Source organism: Mycobacteriales bacterium, assembly GCA_035504215.1.
Lineage (GTDB): Bacteria > Actinomycetota > Actinomycetes > JAFAQI01 > JAFAQI01 > DATAUK01.
Map to the genome: position 1 here is coordinate 1 of DATJSI010000035.1, position 16402 is coordinate 16402.

The 16402-nt window shown below is 68.9% G+C and carries 14 protein-coding genes; all 14 read left to right on the top strand.

All coding sequences use genetic code 11. The features are described 5' to 3' along the window. Positions 1–753: IclR family transcriptional regulator (locus VME70_03540; GenBank protein ID HTW19270.1), on the top strand; the 753-nt coding region annotated here is incomplete at its 5' end. Between the two features lie 121 nt (positions 754–874). Continuing rightward, positions 875–2728: a PEP-utilizing enzyme gene (locus VME70_03545; protein ID HTW19271.1), complete on the top strand. Its 1854-nt coding sequence runs from the start codon at positions 875–877 to the stop codon at positions 2726–2728. Continuing rightward, complete coding sequence (locus tag VME70_03550; protein HTW19272.1) at positions 2725–3750, top strand: PEP/pyruvate-binding domain-containing protein; 1026 nt, start codon at positions 2725–2727, stop codon at positions 3748–3750. The genes VME70_03545 and VME70_03550 overlap by 4 nt, the downstream gene beginning before the upstream one ends. Further along, the gene (locus VME70_03555) at positions 3747–5084 is read left to right on the top strand and encodes an amidase (GenBank protein HTW19273.1); all 1338 of its coding nucleotides are present in this window, start codon (positions 3747–3749) and stop codon (positions 5082–5084) included. Before VME70_03550 ends, VME70_03555 begins: the two co-directional genes overlap by 4 nt. Positions 5085–5086: 2 nt before the next feature. After that, complete coding sequence (locus tag VME70_03560) at positions 5087–5884, top strand: hypothetical protein (GenBank protein HTW19274.1); 798 nt, start codon at positions 5087–5089, stop codon at positions 5882–5884. Then, a complete protein-coding gene (locus VME70_03565; GenBank protein ID HTW19275.1) occupies positions 5827–6120 on the top strand; it encodes a hypothetical protein in 294 nt (97 codons plus the stop codon). Before VME70_03560 ends, VME70_03565 begins: the two co-directional genes overlap by 58 nt. Positions 6121–6177: 57 nt before the next feature. Then, complete coding sequence (locus tag VME70_03570) at positions 6178–7671, top strand: cytosine permease (GenBank protein HTW19276.1); 1494 nt, start codon at positions 6178–6180, stop codon at positions 7669–7671. An 11-nt stretch (positions 7672–7682) separates the two neighbouring features. Continuing rightward, entirely contained in the window at positions 7683–8492 is an 810-nt protein-coding gene (locus tag VME70_03575; protein HTW19277.1) for an alpha/beta hydrolase, read from the top strand. Continuing rightward, entirely contained in the window at positions 8489–9115 is a 627-nt protein-coding gene (locus VME70_03580) for a hypothetical protein (GenBank protein ID HTW19278.1), read from the top strand. Before VME70_03575 ends, VME70_03580 begins: the two co-directional genes overlap by 4 nt. After that, a complete protein-coding gene (locus VME70_03585) occupies positions 9116–9862 on the top strand; it encodes an Asp/Glu racemase (protein ID HTW19279.1) in 747 nt (248 codons plus the stop codon). Between the two features lie 58 nt (positions 9863–9920). After that, positions 9921–11249, top strand: a complete 1329-nt coding sequence (locus tag VME70_03590) for an MFS transporter (GenBank protein HTW19280.1) — start codon at positions 9921–9923, stop codon at positions 11247–11249. A 45-nt stretch (positions 11250–11294) separates the two neighbouring features. Then, complete coding sequence (locus VME70_03595) at positions 11295–12317, top strand: hypothetical protein (GenBank protein HTW19281.1); 1023 nt, start codon at positions 11295–11297, stop codon at positions 12315–12317. 41 nt (positions 12318–12358) lie between these two features. Next, positions 12359–13996 carry an AMP-binding protein gene (locus VME70_03600; GenBank protein HTW19282.1) on the top strand — a complete coding sequence of 546 codons (1638 nt, stop codon included), beginning with the start codon at positions 12359–12361 and terminating at the stop codon, positions 13994–13996. A 111-nt stretch (positions 13997–14107) separates the two neighbouring features. Next, positions 14108–16402, top strand: coding sequence for an MMPL family transporter (locus tag VME70_03605; protein HTW19283.1), 2295 nt, complete (start codon positions 14108–14110; stop codon positions 16400–16402).

Below are 16402 nucleotides of genomic sequence, written 5' to 3' on the forward strand. Positions count from 1 at the left end.
TCGGTCGCCACGGCGCTCGACGTGCTCGACTGCCTGGCCGACGAGCCGGAGCTCGGGGTCAGTGAGCTGGGTCGCCGGCTCGGGATCTCGAAGAGCACCGCCCATCGCCTCGTGACCACGCTGTGCCAGAAGGGCTACCTCCAGCAGGTGCCGGACACCCGCTCCTACCGCCTCGGCATCCGCCTGCACGAGCTGGGGGAGACCGTGGCGAGCCGCAGCCCGCTGCGCGACCGCGCGCTGCCGTTGCTCGAGTCCCTGCGCAACCAGACCGGCGAGACCGTTCACCTCGCCGTCCCCGAAGGCAACCAGATGTTCTACGTCGAGCGGCTCGAGAGCTACCAGGGACTGCGCTTCTCCTCCCGGGTGGGCCGGTTGCGCCCGATCCACCTGACCAGCTCGGGCAAGGCAGTGGCGGCGTTCAACCCGACCGTCGCCGAGGCGGCGTGCGCCAACGAGTTCGAGCGTCGTACGCCGCGAACCATCCGCACCAAGGAGCAGTTCCTGCGCTGTCTCGCCGAGACCCGCGCCCGCGGCTACGCCTACTCGATCGAGGAGGACGAGCCCGGCCTCGCGTCGGTTGCCGCACCGGTCCTGGACCGGACCGGCATCGCGCGCGCCGCGATTTCCGTGGCCGGACCGGCCGCCCGGATCGCCGGCGAGCACATGAACCAGACCGCCCGCCGGGTCCGCGCCGCCGCGGCCCAGCTGATGAGCGTGGAGTCGGTGTGGTGGAGCGGGACCGGGTTCCGCTGATCGTGTGAGGCCGTTCCGCTATCCGGGACGATGTTCCGCTATCAGGAACGAAATCCTTTCCAACCGCAGGGGGCCGCTTCGATGATGCGCTCCTGCATCCGGGTGAACGGGAGGGCCTTGCATGGCTGAGTCGGGCGGTCGCTTCACCGATCCGTACGACATCGCCACGCCGGAAGGCGCCGACGGTTGGCAGTCGATGTACCCGTCGTACCTGCTGTTCGGCGACGACCTTCGCGAGCGCGACCGGGACAAGCTCTGGTTCTTCGACCAGATGCACAACCCGGAGCCGGTCTACCCGTTCGACCTGATGATGCCGGAGAGCTGGCTGGTTTCGCTGAACCAGTACACGACCCGGATCTGGAACCTCCCGACCGCACTTGGCATCGAGCAGCGCATCGTCAACGGCTACCTCTACCTGAGCCCGAACGTGATCGAGGACCCCGCGCAGATCGCCGAGCGCGAGCCGATCTTCGCCGAGCGCGCCCGGCACTACTTCGAGAACTGGGACACGATCTACGAGGACTGGGTCGGCAAGGCGACCGACTGCATCGCCCGGTTGAAGGCGATGCACTTCGAACCGCTCGGGGTGCGCGAACCGACCGAGACGGTGACCTCGGCGCGCGGCATCACGACCGCCTTCGATCTGCTGGCCGGCTACAGCCGGCTGCTCGAAAACATGCACGAGATGGCCTACTACCACTTCGAGATGCTCAACCTCGCCTACGGCGCCTACCTGACCTTCCTCGAGTTCTGCAAGACCAACTTCCCCGCCATCACCGACGACCTGGTTGCGCGGATGGTGGCCGGGATCGACGTGATCCTTTACCGCCCGGACAGCGAGCTGCGCCGGCTCGCCCACCGCGCGGTCGAGCTCGGCGTCGGCGACGTTCTCAAGTCCCCCGGCAGTCCCGATGACGTCGTCAGCGCGATGGAAGCCAGCCCGGAGGGCAAGGAGTGGCTGGCCGACCTGGAGAGCATCAAGGACCCCTGGTTCTACTACTCGACCGGAGCCGGCTACTGCCACGCGAACCGCGCGTGGATCGACGACATGACCCCGCCGTTCGCAGCCATGCGCGACTACGTCGCGCGGATCGAGCGCGGCGAGGACCTCAGTCGGCCGCTCGAGCACCTGCAGGCCGAGCGCGAACGGATCGCGTCCGGCTACCGCGACCTGCTCGACGAGGAGCACCGGGCCGGGTTCGACGCCCTGCTCGGCCTGTCGCGCCAGGTCTTCCCCTACGTCGAGAACCACAACTTCTACGTCGAGCACTGGCACCACTCGATCTTCTTCAACAAGGCGCGAGAGCTCGGCGCCGTGCTGGTCGCCGCAGGGATGCTCGAGCGCGACGACGACATCTACTTCCTGCACCGCTACGAGGTGTACAGCGTTCTCTACGAGGCCGAGGTGCGCTGGTCGATCGGCGTGCCCACGTCCGGTGAGCACACCTGGCGGCGGGAGATCGAGCGCCGCCGGCGGATCTACGCCGCGCTCGAGTCCTGGCGCCCGCCGCCGGCGCTCGGCGTGCCACCCGAGGTCGTCACCGAGCCGATCACGGTGACGTTGTTCGGCATCAACAGCGACACCATCAACCGCTGGCTGGCCGCCGACGGCGCCGGCGCAGCCGAGGAGTTCCACGGCCTCGCCGCCTCACCCGGCGTGGTCGAGGGCACCGCGCGGGTCGTGCACCGGGTCGAGGAGCTGGACCAGCTGGTGGACGGCGAGATCCTGGTCTGCCCGCTCACCGCGCCCAGCTGGTCGATCGTGTTCGCGCGAATCGCCGCGGCGGTCTCCGACGGTGGCGGCATCATGTCGCACGCCGCGATCGTGTCCCGCGAGTACGAGCTTCCGGCCGTCGTCGCCACGGGCATCGGCACCCAGCTGGTGAAGACCGGCGACCGGCTACGCGTCGACGGCGACAACGGTGTGGTGACGTTCCTGTCCCGAGCAGCGGACTCCGCGGAGAGCGCCGGGTGACCGAGCTGACCATGAGCGACGAGCGCAACGTCGGCGGCTCGAGCCGCTACGTGCGCGTCACCGCCTCCTGCACCGCCGACGACGTCGAGACCGTGGGCGGGAAGGCGGTCGGCCTGGGATCGCTGCTGCGGGCCGGGCAACGGGTGCCGGCGTCCTTCGTCGTCACCGCTGCCGCGTACGCCGACTACGTAGCGAGCGGGACCGAGGACTCGGGCCTGCTGCGCGACGACGTCCGGCTGGCGCTGGCGCAGGCCTACGACCTGCTCTGCGAGCAGCGCAGTGACCTGCTCACCGTTGCGGTCCGTTCCAGCGCGACCGTCGAAGATGCGCACGACGCGAGCTTCGCCGGCCAGTTCCGCACCTACCTCGGCGCACGCGGAGTCGACTCGGTCATCGACCAGGTCGAGCTGTGCTGGATGACCGCCCGCGACCCTCACGTCGACTCCTACCGCGCGCACCGCGAGGTCGGGCCGGAGGGCTCGGTCGCGGTCATCGTGCAGGAGCTCGTGCACGCCCGCGCGGCCGGCGTCATGTTCACCCAGCACCCGCGCACCGGCGACCGGTCACTCGTCGTGATCGAGGCGGCGCACGGGCTGGGCGAGGCGGTGGTCGGCGGCGAGATCACGCCGGACCTGTTCGAGGTCAACAAGATCACGCGTCAGGTGCAGACCCGCCGGCTCGGCCACAAGGTGGTCGAGCATCGGCTCACCTCCGACGGCCGCGGCGTGCAGGTGCATCCGGTCGAGCCGGAGCGCCAGCAGCAATGGGCGATCAGCGACGAGGAGATCGCCGAGCTGCTACGGATGGCGGCCGAGCTCGAAGCGGCGCTGGGGCGCGGCCTCGACATCGAGTGGGCGATCGGCACGACCGGAGAGCCCGCAGGCACCGACGAGCTGTTCGCGCTCCAGGTCCGGCCGATCACGATCGACCACGACGCGGGCCGGGCCGGCACCAGCCACGCGAACCCGATCGACGTCGTTCTCGGCCGGCTGTCCGGCCGCGCGACCGGGAGCGGTGGATGAGCCGGTCGGCCGGTACGACGACGAGCGCCGCGAGGGGCATCGATGAGATGCGCGCGGTGGCGCAGGGCACCACGTCGGTCGTCGCCGCCGCCGCCGAAGCCCTGGCCACGATCGAACGGCTGGACGCCGAGATCGGCGCTTTCAGGATCGTCGAGCCGGAGCTGGTCGCAGCGGCGGCCGCGGCAGCGGACGCCGATCCCAGCCTGCCGCTACGCGGGTTGATCGTCGGCGTGAAGGACGTGATCGACACCGCCGACCTGCCGACCGGCTACGGATCGCCCCTGTTTGCCGACCACCAACCCGTGGCCGACTCCGACCTCGTCGCCGCCTGCCGCCGGGCCGGCGCGGTCGTGGCCGGCAAGACCGAGTCGACCGAGTTCGCGATGTTCACGCCGACGCGGACCCGCAATCCGATCGATCCTTCCCGGACTCCCGGCGGTTCGTCGAGCGGATCGGCGGCGGCCGTCGCGGCCGGCATGGTGCCGGTCGCGTTCGGCACCCAGACCGCGGGCTCGGTGATCCGGCCGGCGGCGTACTGCGGGGTGTACGGCTACAAGCCGGTCAAGGGCTGGGTCTCCACCGCCGGGATCTGGAAGCTGACCGACTCCTTCGACACGGTGGGGATCTTCGCGCGCAACGTCGCGGACCTGACGATGACCTACTACGGCGTGCGCGGTGACCCGCAACCGGCCGAGCGGATGGCAGTTCTGCGGCCGGACGGCGTCCGACCGCGGATCGCCGTGCTCGACACCGAAGCCTGGGGCGAGTGCGAGCCGGAGGTCGACGCAGCGATCGAGTGGGGCGCCGAGGAGCTGGTCGCGCACGGCTGTCACGTCGAGCCGCTCGACCTGCCGGCCGAGTGGGCCGACCTCCCGGCGGTGCACGCCACGATCATGGCGGTCGAGGTGGCCCACAACCTGCACGCCCGGCTCGGCGACGACGTCGAGCGCATTTCGCCGAGCGCCCGCGAGATCGTCGCGCGCGGAGATGCCTGCTCCGCCGACGAGCACGATGCCGCCCGCACCGCGACTGCGGCTGCCGTCGAACGGCTGTCCGCTCTCGAGGCCGACTTCGACGTGATCCTCGCTCCCAGCGCATTGGGGGTGGCACCGACCGGGCTCGAGTTCACCGGCGACCCGGTGATGTGCCGGCCGTGGACCTTGCTCTGCGCGCCGGCGACCAACCTGCCCTACTACCGCCGCGCCGATGGCCTTCCGGTCGGCGTACAAGCCGTCGGAGTCCGCGCCGACGACGAGTCCTTCCTGACCTCACTCGCCTGGCTCGAAGCGGCGCTCGGCGACTCGACCACCAACCCACCCTTCGACGAGGAGTGACCATGGACTACGACTTCGTGAACGTCTGCCGCGAGGAGCTCCGCCTGTGCGGAGTGCACGAGGGCGAGGCGGTTGCGATTCTCAGCTCGGACGCCGCCGATGAGCTGATGGGCCACGCTGCGGCGTTCATGCAGGCGGCCAAGGAGCTGGGCGCGCTGCCCTACCACGTCCGCGTTCCGGCACATCGCGGCAAGGCCGGCGGCGCCGGCTGGTCCGTCGGCCAGACGCCGCTGACCGACCACCCGGCGGCGATGGCGGCGCTGAAGGAGGCGGCGATCGTCGTCGACCTGGTCTTCATGCTGTTCTCCAAGGAGCAGCTCGAGATCCAGGCCTCCGGCACTCGGATCCTGCTCGCGGTCGAACCGGTCGACGTCCTCACCCGGTTGCTGCCCACCACCGAGCTGCGCGAGCGGGTGGAGTTCGCGGGTGACCTGCTCGCCTCGGCGCAGAGCCTTCGGGTCCAGCACGAGAACGGCACCGACCTCACCTATCGGCTGGGCAAGTACCCGACGATCACCGAGTACGGATACACCGACGAGCCCGGCCGCTGGACCACTGGCCGTCCGGCTTCATCTTCACCGGGGCTCACGACGACGGCGTCGACGGCACGATGGTGCTCGCTCCGGGCACGATCATCTACCCGTTCAAGTCGCACATCCGTACGCCGATCCGCCTGCGGGTCGAGCACGGCCGGATCGTCGACTTCAGCGGCGAGCTCGACGCCGAGCTGCTCCGCGACTACATGGACCAGTTCAACGACCCGGACGGCTTCGCGATCTCCCACATCGGCTGGGGTCTGAACGAGAAGGCGCGCTGGTCGGCGCCGATGATGGACACCCGCGGCATCGGTCAGGAAGGCCGCTCCTTCTACGGCAACGTGCTGTTCGCCACCGGTCCCAACCAGGAGCTCGGTGGAACCAACGCCTCGCCGTGTCACGTCGACATCCCGCTGCACGGCTACTCGCTGTCCCTCGACGACCGGCCGGTCGTCGTGAACGGCGACATCGTCATCGAGGAGATGCGGCCGCGCAGCTGACGGGGGAGTCAGCACCAAGGATCGGATCCACCAGAGTTTCGGGAGCTTGGAGGGGATATGACCAATCTCGAGGCCGGCGCTGCCGTAGCCGCGGGGCACGCCAACGACCAGTTCGGGTCGATCGAGACCCGGGGGATCGACATGATCCCCGAGGTCGAGCGCAAGTCGAAGCCGTACGAGCTGTTCACCGTGTTCTTCGGTCCGCAGTTCGGCTACGGAAACATGTTGTTCGGCGCCCTGCCGATCGCGTTCGGGCTCGGCTGGTGGCCTGCGTTCTGGTCGATCACGGTCGGCTCGCTGATCGGCTCGCTCGTGTTCCTCGCGGTCACGCCGGCCAGCCCGAAGACCGGGACCAACACCCAGGTGACGAGCGGCGGGGCGTTCGGCGTACGGGGTCGGCTGATCGGGTCCGGGATCACGTGGTTCATCGCGATGGGGTTCTTCGTGATTCTGGTCTACACGTCCGGGCAGGCCGTGATCTACACCTTCAACCGATGGTGGGGCACACCGACCGGCCTCGGTGCGCTGTCCCTCGCGATGGCGGGCGTGATCCTCGCGACCGTCGGAGCCGCGATCCTCGGCCACCGCACCCTCGAGCGCAGCGACCGGGTGGTGACGGTCCTGGCGATCGTCGTCGGCATCCTGCTCTTCGCGGTGTTCGCCGGGAAGTTCCACGCGATCCCCAACGACAGCAAGGAGTACCTGCTCGGCACGTTCTGGCCGACCTGGTTCCTTGCGACGACGACGGCGGCGTCCCTGCCGATCTCGTGGGGCCCGTTCGTCGGTGACTACGCGCGCTACATCCCGACCAACTCCTCGTCGCGGGTGGTCGGCGCCTATGGCTTCGGCGGCATCTTCATGGGTTGCTGGCTTGCGATGATCGCGGCGGCGTTCGCCGCGACCGCGTTCCCGGGTCAGGCGTTCGACTTCGTGGGTGGCATCACGTCGGCTGCGCCGTCGTGGTTCCTCCTGCCGATGCTCATCATGCTCGGCCTCGCGTCGAACATCATGAGCGCGGCGATGTCGCTCTACAACGCGGCGCTGGACATCAGCTCCTGGCCGTTCTTCCTGCGCTTCAAGCGCTGGCACATCGCCGTCGTGCTGAGCGTGATCGCGCTGGGTCTGACCTACCTGCTGGTGGTGGCGACGAACTTCATCTCCAACCTGGAGGCGTTCGTGACGATCATGATCGTCAGTGCGACGCCGTGGATGGTCATCGTCGGCATCCACTACCTGATGAACAAGGGCAAGTACAACGCCGTCGACCTGCACGCGTTCGCCATCCCGGGCGCGCGCGGCCGCTACTGGTACACGGGCGGGATCAATCCCGCGGCGGCGATCGCCTGGCTGGCCGGTGCCGGGTTCGGGCTGCTGTTCTCGACCACGACGCTGCTCACCGGAGCGCTCGAGAGCTCGGTCAAAGGCGTCGATCTGTCGTGGCTCATGGCCGGTCTAGGTGGCGGCTTGGTCTACGTCGTGCTGACCCTGTTCCAGAAGGGCGGCGCGGAGGCCGGGATCGGGGTCGAGCTGGAGGCGACGGCAGCGTCGTGACCATCTCGTCGATGTTCTTCACGTCTGGGGGGTACCAGCTGCACGCCGCTCGCCATGCGAGCGGCGGCAGCGGGCCGCCGGTCGTCATGGTTCCGGGGATCACGACGCCGGCGGCTGCCTTCGCCTTCGCGGCGGAGCGGTGGACCCGCTCCGCCGCGATCGGCGACGTCTACGTCCTGGACATGCGTGGGCGCGGTCTGTCCGAACGCACGCCATCAGGCACGCACCGAGCCGGCGACTACGCCGATGACGTGCTCGCCCTGATCGCCGCGGCGCAGATCGACCGGCCACTGCTCGTCGGGCACTCGCTCGGCGCCCGCGTCGTCGCGGCTGCGTATGCCCGGGTCCCCGGCTGCAGCCGCGGCGTCGTGGCGATCGACCCACCGATGTCCGGCCCCGGCCGGCGACCGTACCCGACCGGTCTGGACGTGTTCGTCGGCGGCATTCACGACGGTCGTGAAGGCAAGGGCGTCGAGCAGGCGCGGCACCACTACCCGACCTGGACCGAGGAGCAGCTCGTCTCGCGCGGGGAGTGGATCGGCTCCTGTGACGAGGTCGCCGTGGTGGAGAGCTACTCCTGGTTCCACCTCGAAGCCTTCGAGCCGATCTGGGCCGAGGTGCCGGCGCCGGCCTTGCTGCTCTACGGCGATGCCAGCCCGGTCGTCACGGCGCCGGACGTGATGACGCTCCAGCAGACGAACCCGCGAGCCGCGCACCACGCGGTGGCCGGGTGTGGGCACATGGTGCCGTGGGACAACCTCGACGACACGACCGCTGAGATCGAGCGGTTCTTGACCACAACCGAAGAGAGGGCGAGTTGACCGCACTCAGTGATGAGGCGCCGCGGATCGAGCCCGCGACCGAGATCGAACGCCGCGCGCTCGAGTGGATCGCGCCGTACAGCCAAGCGCTGCATCTCGAACGCGCGCGCGACTGGACAGTGCGGCTCGACCCTGCGGCGTCGCTCGAGATGAGGCTCGCGGCCGTCACGCACGACATCGAGCGGATGTTTCCGGGCGGCCCGGTCATCGACAAGGCCCACGGTCGTTGGGACGACCCGGACTACCTGTACGCGCACGGACGCCGCTCGGCCGAGGTCGTCGGTGTGTGGATCCACGAGCAGGGTGAGGCGTCCGACCGCCTTGATCGCAGGGAGGTGCGCCGGCTGATCACCCTGCACGAGTTCGGCGGCCTCGACGGCGCCGACGTCGTACAGGCAGCGGACTCGTTGTCGTTCCTGGAGACCCTCCAGGAGATCGTGCGGGACTGGGTGATCAACGGCGAGTGCAGCGTCGAGCAGGCGCGAGCCAAGCACCAGTACATGGCGGACCGAATTCGTGTGCCGGAGGCGGTGGAGCTCGCCGAGCCGCTGATCAAGGCTGCGCTCGCCTCGCTCAACGACCTCGAGGAGCCCGATCTCGCCGGGCTCGTGGAGCCGGTGTAAGTGCCGGAGCGCGCGTTGCGGATCGGGATGGTGGTGCCGAGCTCCAACGTCACCATGGAAACCGAAGTCCCGGCGCTGTTGCGACGGCGCGAAGCGGCACTGCCCGAGCGGTTCACGTTCCACTCCGCGCGGGTTCGGATGAAGCGCGTGGAGGCCGCCGAGCTGGCGGTGATGAACGCGCAGGGCGCCGCGGCCGCCGCCGCGCTGGCCGACGCCGACTGCGATGTCATCGCGTACGCGTGCCTGGTCGCGGCAATGGTGGACGACCGCGGGTATGCAGCGATCGAGGGCGAGCTTGCCGCCGCTGCCCGGGAGAATGGACGGGACGTGCCGGTGTTCTCCAGCGCCGGTGCACTGGTCGAGGCGATCCGCTCCCTCGGCGCCCGCTCGGTCGCGCTCGTCGCGCCGTACGTCCCCGACCTGACCGCCACGGTCGTCGCCGGCATCGAGGCCGGCGGCGTACGGGTGTGCGACGCCGTGAGCCTGGGCGTCGAGGACAACTTGAAGGTCGCCGAGCTGCCGCCAGCCCAGCTGCCGAAGCTGGCCCGGCGACTCGACATCGAGCAGGCGGACGCCGTGATCCTCTCGGCCTGCGTGCAGATGCCTTCGCTGCCGAGCATCGCGGTGGTCGAGGCGGAGCTGGGCCGTCCGGTGCTCAGCGCCGCGACCGCGACGACGTGGAAGATGCTGCGCGTCCTCGATCTGCACGGCGGGGTCGAGGGCGCCGGCTCGCTGCTCGCCGGCTAGCGCCGGGTGCCGATCGGCTCCGTTGTGCGCCGAAACGCACAGATGAAACCCTTCGGTCGTGGCCGACGATCGAGCCGTCTCCGGCTGGTCGATGTACTCCTGGGCCAACCACGGCTGGGAGACGACCGTTGCCACCGTGCTCGCCGGCCCGTGGCTGCTGTCGCTCGCGACCAAGCACCACCCGAAACACTCGATCCTGTTCTCGGTCGGCCCGCTGCATCTGCGCACCGAGTCCTACCCGTCGTTCGTCATCACGGTGGCCGCCCTGGTCCAGCTGCTCGTGCTGCCGTTGCTCGGCTCCGCCGCGGACCATCGCCGCTCGATCGAGCGCTGGCTCGCGCTGGCCTGCCTCGGCGGCTCGGCCGTCGCGGTGGCGTTCGCGGCCACCTCGGGGGGTGAGTACGTCGCGGCCGGCGTACTGCTCCTGCTCGGCAGCCAGGCGTACGGCGCTTCGAACGTGCTCTACAACGCCCTGCTACCCGGCCTGGCCGCACCGGACGAGCGGGATGCGATCTCCAGCCGTGGCTTCGCCTACGGCTACCTCGGCGGCGGCCTGCTGCTGGCGGCCAACCTCGCGCTGCTGCTCGCCCACCACGCGATCGGGCTCGACAAGTCCACCGCGGTCAGGATCTGCTTCGTCTCCGCCGGGCTGTGGTGGGCCGGGTGGGGACTCTGGTCGCTGCGGCGGCTGCCGCCACCGGCCGAGCTGTTCGACGACGCCTCGCGCCCGGGGAACCGGCCCCGGTTGCGCGAAGCGATCGCGGTGTTGCGGCAGCGACCGCAGACCCTGCGCTACCTGATCGCCTATCTGCTCTTCTCGGACGCGATCTCCGCGGTGATCGCGCTGTCGTCGACCTTTATCACCCACGAGCTGTTCGGTGACAGCGCGTCCAAGGCGGCCACCTTCCTGTTCGCGCTCATCCTCATGATCCAGTTCGTCGCGATGGGTGGCGCGGTGCTCGCCGCACGGGTGGCGGCCCGGATCGGCGCCCGCCGGTCGATCCTTGCCAGCTTGGTGGTCTGGTGCCTGCTGATCCTCTACACCTACCTCGAGCTGCACTCGAAGCTGCAGGCGGTCGTCGTCGGCGTGGGGATCGGGATCGTGCTCGGCGGCTCGCAGGCGCTGGCCCGCTCCCTGTGGGCTCAGCTCGTGCCGCGCGGTCAGGAGGCGACCTACTTCGGCCTCTACGAGGTGGCGAACGAAGGCACCTCGTGGGCGGCGCCGCTGCTGTTCACGATCGTGGTGAATGCCACGGGGTCGTTCCGTCAGGCGATCCTGTCGCTGCTGGTGCTGTTCGTCGCCGGCGGCGTCCTGCTGTGGCGGACGAACATAGATGTCGCGATCGACGAGGCCGCTGCGCCAACGCAGGTGGTGGCCGGGCAGTGAAACGAGGGTTTTGATCTGCCGATAACCCCGGGTATGACGCGTTTCATGGGAATCGCCACAGCCGCCGCTTCGGCCCTCCTCGTCGCCGCCGGGGCGCTGACCGGCGCGCCTGCGGCCGGCTCGGTGCCTCGGACCACTGCGACCGCAGCCACGACGCACCAGAGCCATCTGCCCGGCACGAAGTGCACGGTGTTCCCGGCGAACAACGTCTGGAACACGCCGATCGACAAGCTGCCGGTGAACAAGCACAGCGCGCAGTGGGTCAAGAACATCGGCCGGGGCGACCTGCTGCATCCCGACTTCGGCCCGTCGTATGGCGCCCAGCCCGTCCCCTACGGGATTCCGATCACGGTCGTCGGAAAGAACCATCCGAAGGTGCACGTGAAGTTCCTGTACTCCTCCGAGAGCGACCACGTGCGCTACCCGCTCGGTAGCGACACGCGGATCGAGGGCGGCAAGCACGCCGGCGGCGACCGGCACGCGATCGTCGTCGACAAGGCGACCTGCGTCGACTACGAGACCTGGCTGACCCGCCATACCAAGAAAGGCTGGACCGCCGGCTCCGGTGCGGTTTGGCATCTCGACAGCAACAAGCTGCGCTACAAGCCTGGCCTCGACCTGGGTCCCAACGGGCTGACCTCGGCCGACGCCGCGGGGCTCCCGATCTTGCCCGGCCTGCTGCGGCCCGGCGAGGTCAAGGCCGGCTACGTCGACCACGCGATCCGCTTCACCGCGCCGGTGACGTCGGAGCACTTCATCTGGCCGGCCGAGCACGAGGCGGGGAGCAAGAAGAGCCTCGCCTATCCACCGATGGGTGCGCGGTTCCGGCTCAAGGCGAGCTTCTCGCTCAAGGGCTTCAGTCACGACACCAAGGTCGTGTTGCGTGCGATGAAGACCTTCGGGCTGATCCTCGCGGACAACGGCTCGCCGTGGTACTTCCAGGGCGCGGCCAGCAACGCGTGGTCGAATACGATGATCGCGCAGCTCAAGACCATCCCCGCCAGCGCGTTTCAGGCGGTCGATGAGTCGAGCCTTCGGGTCGCGAAGCACAGCGGCGAGGCTCGCTAGAAGGATGGATCGGCCGGGCGCAGCGTGGCATCGTCTGGGACATGACCGCGCTACCGTCGTACGCCGCTGGGCCGAGTGACCGCCCGCTGATCGGGGAGACGATCGGCGACAACCTGGCCAGGACGGCGGCCCGGTTCCCGGACGCCGAGGCGCTGGTCGACTGCGCATCCGGCCTGCGCATGACGTATCGCGAGCTCGACGCCGCGGTCGACGCGCTGGCAGCCGGCCTGCTCGACCTGGGGCTCGCCAAGGGCGACCGGCTCGGCATGTGGGCGCCGAACCGCTCCGAGTGGGTCCTGACCCAGTACGCGACCGCGCGGGTCGGCGTGATCCTCGTGAACATCAACCCGGCGTACCGGACCCACGAGCTCGGCTACGCGTTGAACCAGTCCGGGTGCCGCGGGCTCGTCTGTGCGAAGGAGTTCAAGGGCTCGGACTACCTCGCCATGGTCGAGGAGGTCCGTGCCGAGCTGCCGGCGCTGGAGACGGTGATCAGTCTCGACTCGCCCGATTGGGAGGGTCTCGCTGCTGGCACCGGCATCGATGCGGTGCGGGCCAGGTCGGCCGAGCTGTCGCCGGACGATCCGATCAACATCCAGTACACGAGTGGCACGACCGGCTTTCCCAAAGGCGCGACGCTCTCGCACCACAACATCGTCAACAACGGCTTCTTCATCGGCGAGGGCTGCCGCTACACCGAATCCGACCGGGTCTGCATCCCGGTGCCCTTCTACCACTGCTTCGGAATGGTGCTCGGCAACCTCGCGGTCACGACACACGGCGCCTGCATCGTCATCCCGGCACCCGGCTTTGATCCAGTGCTGACACTGCGAGCCGTGCAGGACGAGCGATGCACGTCGCTGTACGGCGTACCGACGATGTTCATCGCCGAGCTTGCGCTCGGCGATTTCGCGACCTACGACCTCACCTCACTTCGCACCGGGATCATGGCGGGATCGCCCTGCCCGGTCGAGGTGATGAAGCGCGTCGTCAACGAGATGCACATGGACGAGGTGACGATCTGCTACGGCATGACAGAGACGTCGCCGGTCTCGACGCAGACGCGAGCGGACGACGACCTCGAACGGCGGGTGTCGACGGTGGGTCGAGTCCATCCGTTCGTCGAGGTCAAGGTGATCAATCCTGAGACCGGCCTGACGGTCGACCGGGGCGAGCCGGGCGAGCTGTGCACTCGGGGCTACTCGGTGATGCTCGGGTACTGGGCCGATCCGGAGCGCACCGCGGAGGTGATCGATGCCGCGCGATGGATGCACACCGGCGATCTCGCCACGATGGACGACGAGGGCTACCTCAACATCGTCGGCCGGATCAAGGACATGGTGATCCGCGGCGGCGAGAACGTCTACCCGCGCGAGGTCGAGGAGTTCCTCTACACACATCCGGCGATCGCGGACGTGCAGGTGGTCGGTGTTCCGGACGAACGGTACGGCGAAGAGCTGTGTGCGTGGATCGTCGTACGCGAGGGATCCAGCCTCACCGACGCGGACGTTCGCGAGTTCTGCAAGGGCAGGCTCGCGCACTTCAAGATCCCGCGATACGTCATGGTCGTGAGCGAGTTCCCGATGACCGTCACCGGCAAGGTGCAGAAGTACAAGATGCGCGAGCACTCGATCGAGGCGCTCGGGCTGCAGAAAGCGGCGGCTGTTACCACAGCGTGACCACCGGACCGCGGGTCGGTTGCCCGCAGTTCACCTCGACCGGCCAGAATGATTGCCCGGTGCTGGCACTCGTCACCGGTCGTTAGGTCCCAAGCGGAGGTTCTCGACGGCATGCATGCCGCCTACTCAGCGCTCGGTCGCTTCGTGGTCCGGTTCCGTTGGCTGGTCCTGGTCGTCTGGCTGCTGCTCATCTTCGGGTCGTTTGCTGCCTTCCCGTCGCTCAACAGCGTGGTGAAGGCGAACAACTCCGACTTCTTGCCGAAGAGCTCTCCCAGCGAGGTCGCCAGCCGGCTCGCGTCGCCGCTGCAGAACGCAAATCTCACGCCGGTCCCGGTCGTGGTGTCGAACACGCAGGGCCAGCTGACTGCACAGGACGGCGCGTATGTCCTGCAGCTCATCGCGGCGCTCAAGAAGGTCTCGCACGTCACTCAGGTGCGGGATCTCGGGATCTCGCCCGACGGGGTGGCCAACCAGATCCTCACGTTGTCGAACATCAACCTCGGCCAGGACGGCCCCTCGAAGACGCTGATCGACGACCTGCGTACGGCGATTCACGGTGTTCGGGCGCCGCCCGACGTCCAGACCAACGTGGCCGGACAGCTTGCGGACCAGGTCGACCAGGAAGCGAAGTCGGGCAACACCGCGGCGCGCGTGCAGCTGCTGTCGGTCGTGTTCATCCTGATCCTGCTGGTCATCATCTTCCGATCTCCGCTCGCGCCGCTGATCACGCTGCTTCCGGCGCTGCTGATCAGTGAGTTCGCCGGCCGGGTCGTTGCCGAGCTCACGCACGCGGGCCTGCAGGTGTCCTCGCTGTCCCAGATCATGATGATCATCCTCGTGCTCGGTGCCGGCACCGACTATGCGCTGTTCCTGATCTTCCGGGTACGCGAGGAGACCCGAGCCGGACTCCCGCCACGAGAGGCGATCGTGCGTTCGGTGGAGCGCGTGGGCGAGTCGATCACCTTCTCCGCCGGCACGGTCATCGCCGCGTTGCTGAGCCTGCTGGCGGCGACGTTCGGGATCTACTCGAGCCTGGGCGCGCCGCTCGCGATCGCGATCTTCCTGATGTTGCTCGCCGGCCTCACCCTGCTGCCTGCAATGCTCGCGGTGTTCGGCCGGGCGGTGTTCTGGCCGGTCAAGCTCAAGCCCGAGACCGAGCGTCGTACCCCGCTGTGGGGCCGGGTCGCCGGCCGGATCGTGGCGCGTCCGGTCGTCACGCTGGTGGTCGGCGTGGTGGCCTTCGGGGGCCTGGCGATCGCGGTTACCGCGTATGTTCCTGCCGGCTTCGGCAACACGGTCGCGGCGCCGAAGGGCACGGACGCTCGGGCCGGCGACGACGTTCTCGCGGCTCACTTCCCGAAGGCGGCGGCGAACCCGACGAACGTGATCTTCCGCTTCGACCAGCCGGTCTGGACCAACCCGCAGGAGCTCGACCGAGCACGGTCGTTGCTCGCCGCGGCGCCGGTCTTCAACGAGGTGACCGGTCCGACCAACCCGAACGGTGCGCAGATCGGCGCTTCGGCGTACCAAAGGCTGCACAGCCAGATCGCCGCCATTGTTCCGAACGGCGACCCGCGCAAGCTTCCGCCGCTGAAACCAGCGAGCTTGGCGATGAGCCAGCTGGAGTACCAGATCTATCGGGCCGAGTCGAACTACGTCAGCGCGGACGGTAAGACGGTCCAGTACCTGACCAGCCTCACCGTGGGTGATCCCGCCGCGACCAAGGCGCTGCGGGCCGTCCCCGCGATCCGGCGCGCGGTCACCAGCGTCGGGGACCAGGTGCACGCTTCGCAGTCGGCGGTCGGCGGCGAGGCGCCGGCGTTGTACGACATCTCGGCGACGTCGGACCACGACCTGCGCACGGTGATCCCGATCGCGATCGTCGTGATCGGCTTCCTGCTCGCGCTGGTGATGCGCAGCCTGGTCGCGCCGCTCTACCTGATCATCTCGGTCGCGCTGTCCTATCTCGCCGCGCTCGGCTTGTGCGTCATCGTGTTCCAGAAGATCGCGGGGACCGACGGGCTGACCTTCCTGCTGCCGTTCCTGATGTTCCTGTTCCTGCTCGCGCTCGGCGAGGACTACAACATCCTGGTCATGACCCGGATCCGCGAGGAGGCGCACGACCTGCCACTGCGCGAGGCGGTGCAGCGAGCGCTCGGCGCGACCGGATCCACGGTCACCAGCGCCGGGCTGGTGCTGGCCGGCACGTTCGCGGTGTTCGCGGTCGTCGGCACCCAGACTCCCGGTGGACAGCAGTTCACCGACCTCGGTGCGGGCCTGTCGATCGGCATCCTGATGGACACGTTCCTGGTGCGCACGCTGCTCGTGCCGTCAACGGTCGCGATCCTCGGCCGCTGGAACTGGTGGCCGAGCGACCTGCACGCCCAGCACCGGATCGGGATCTAA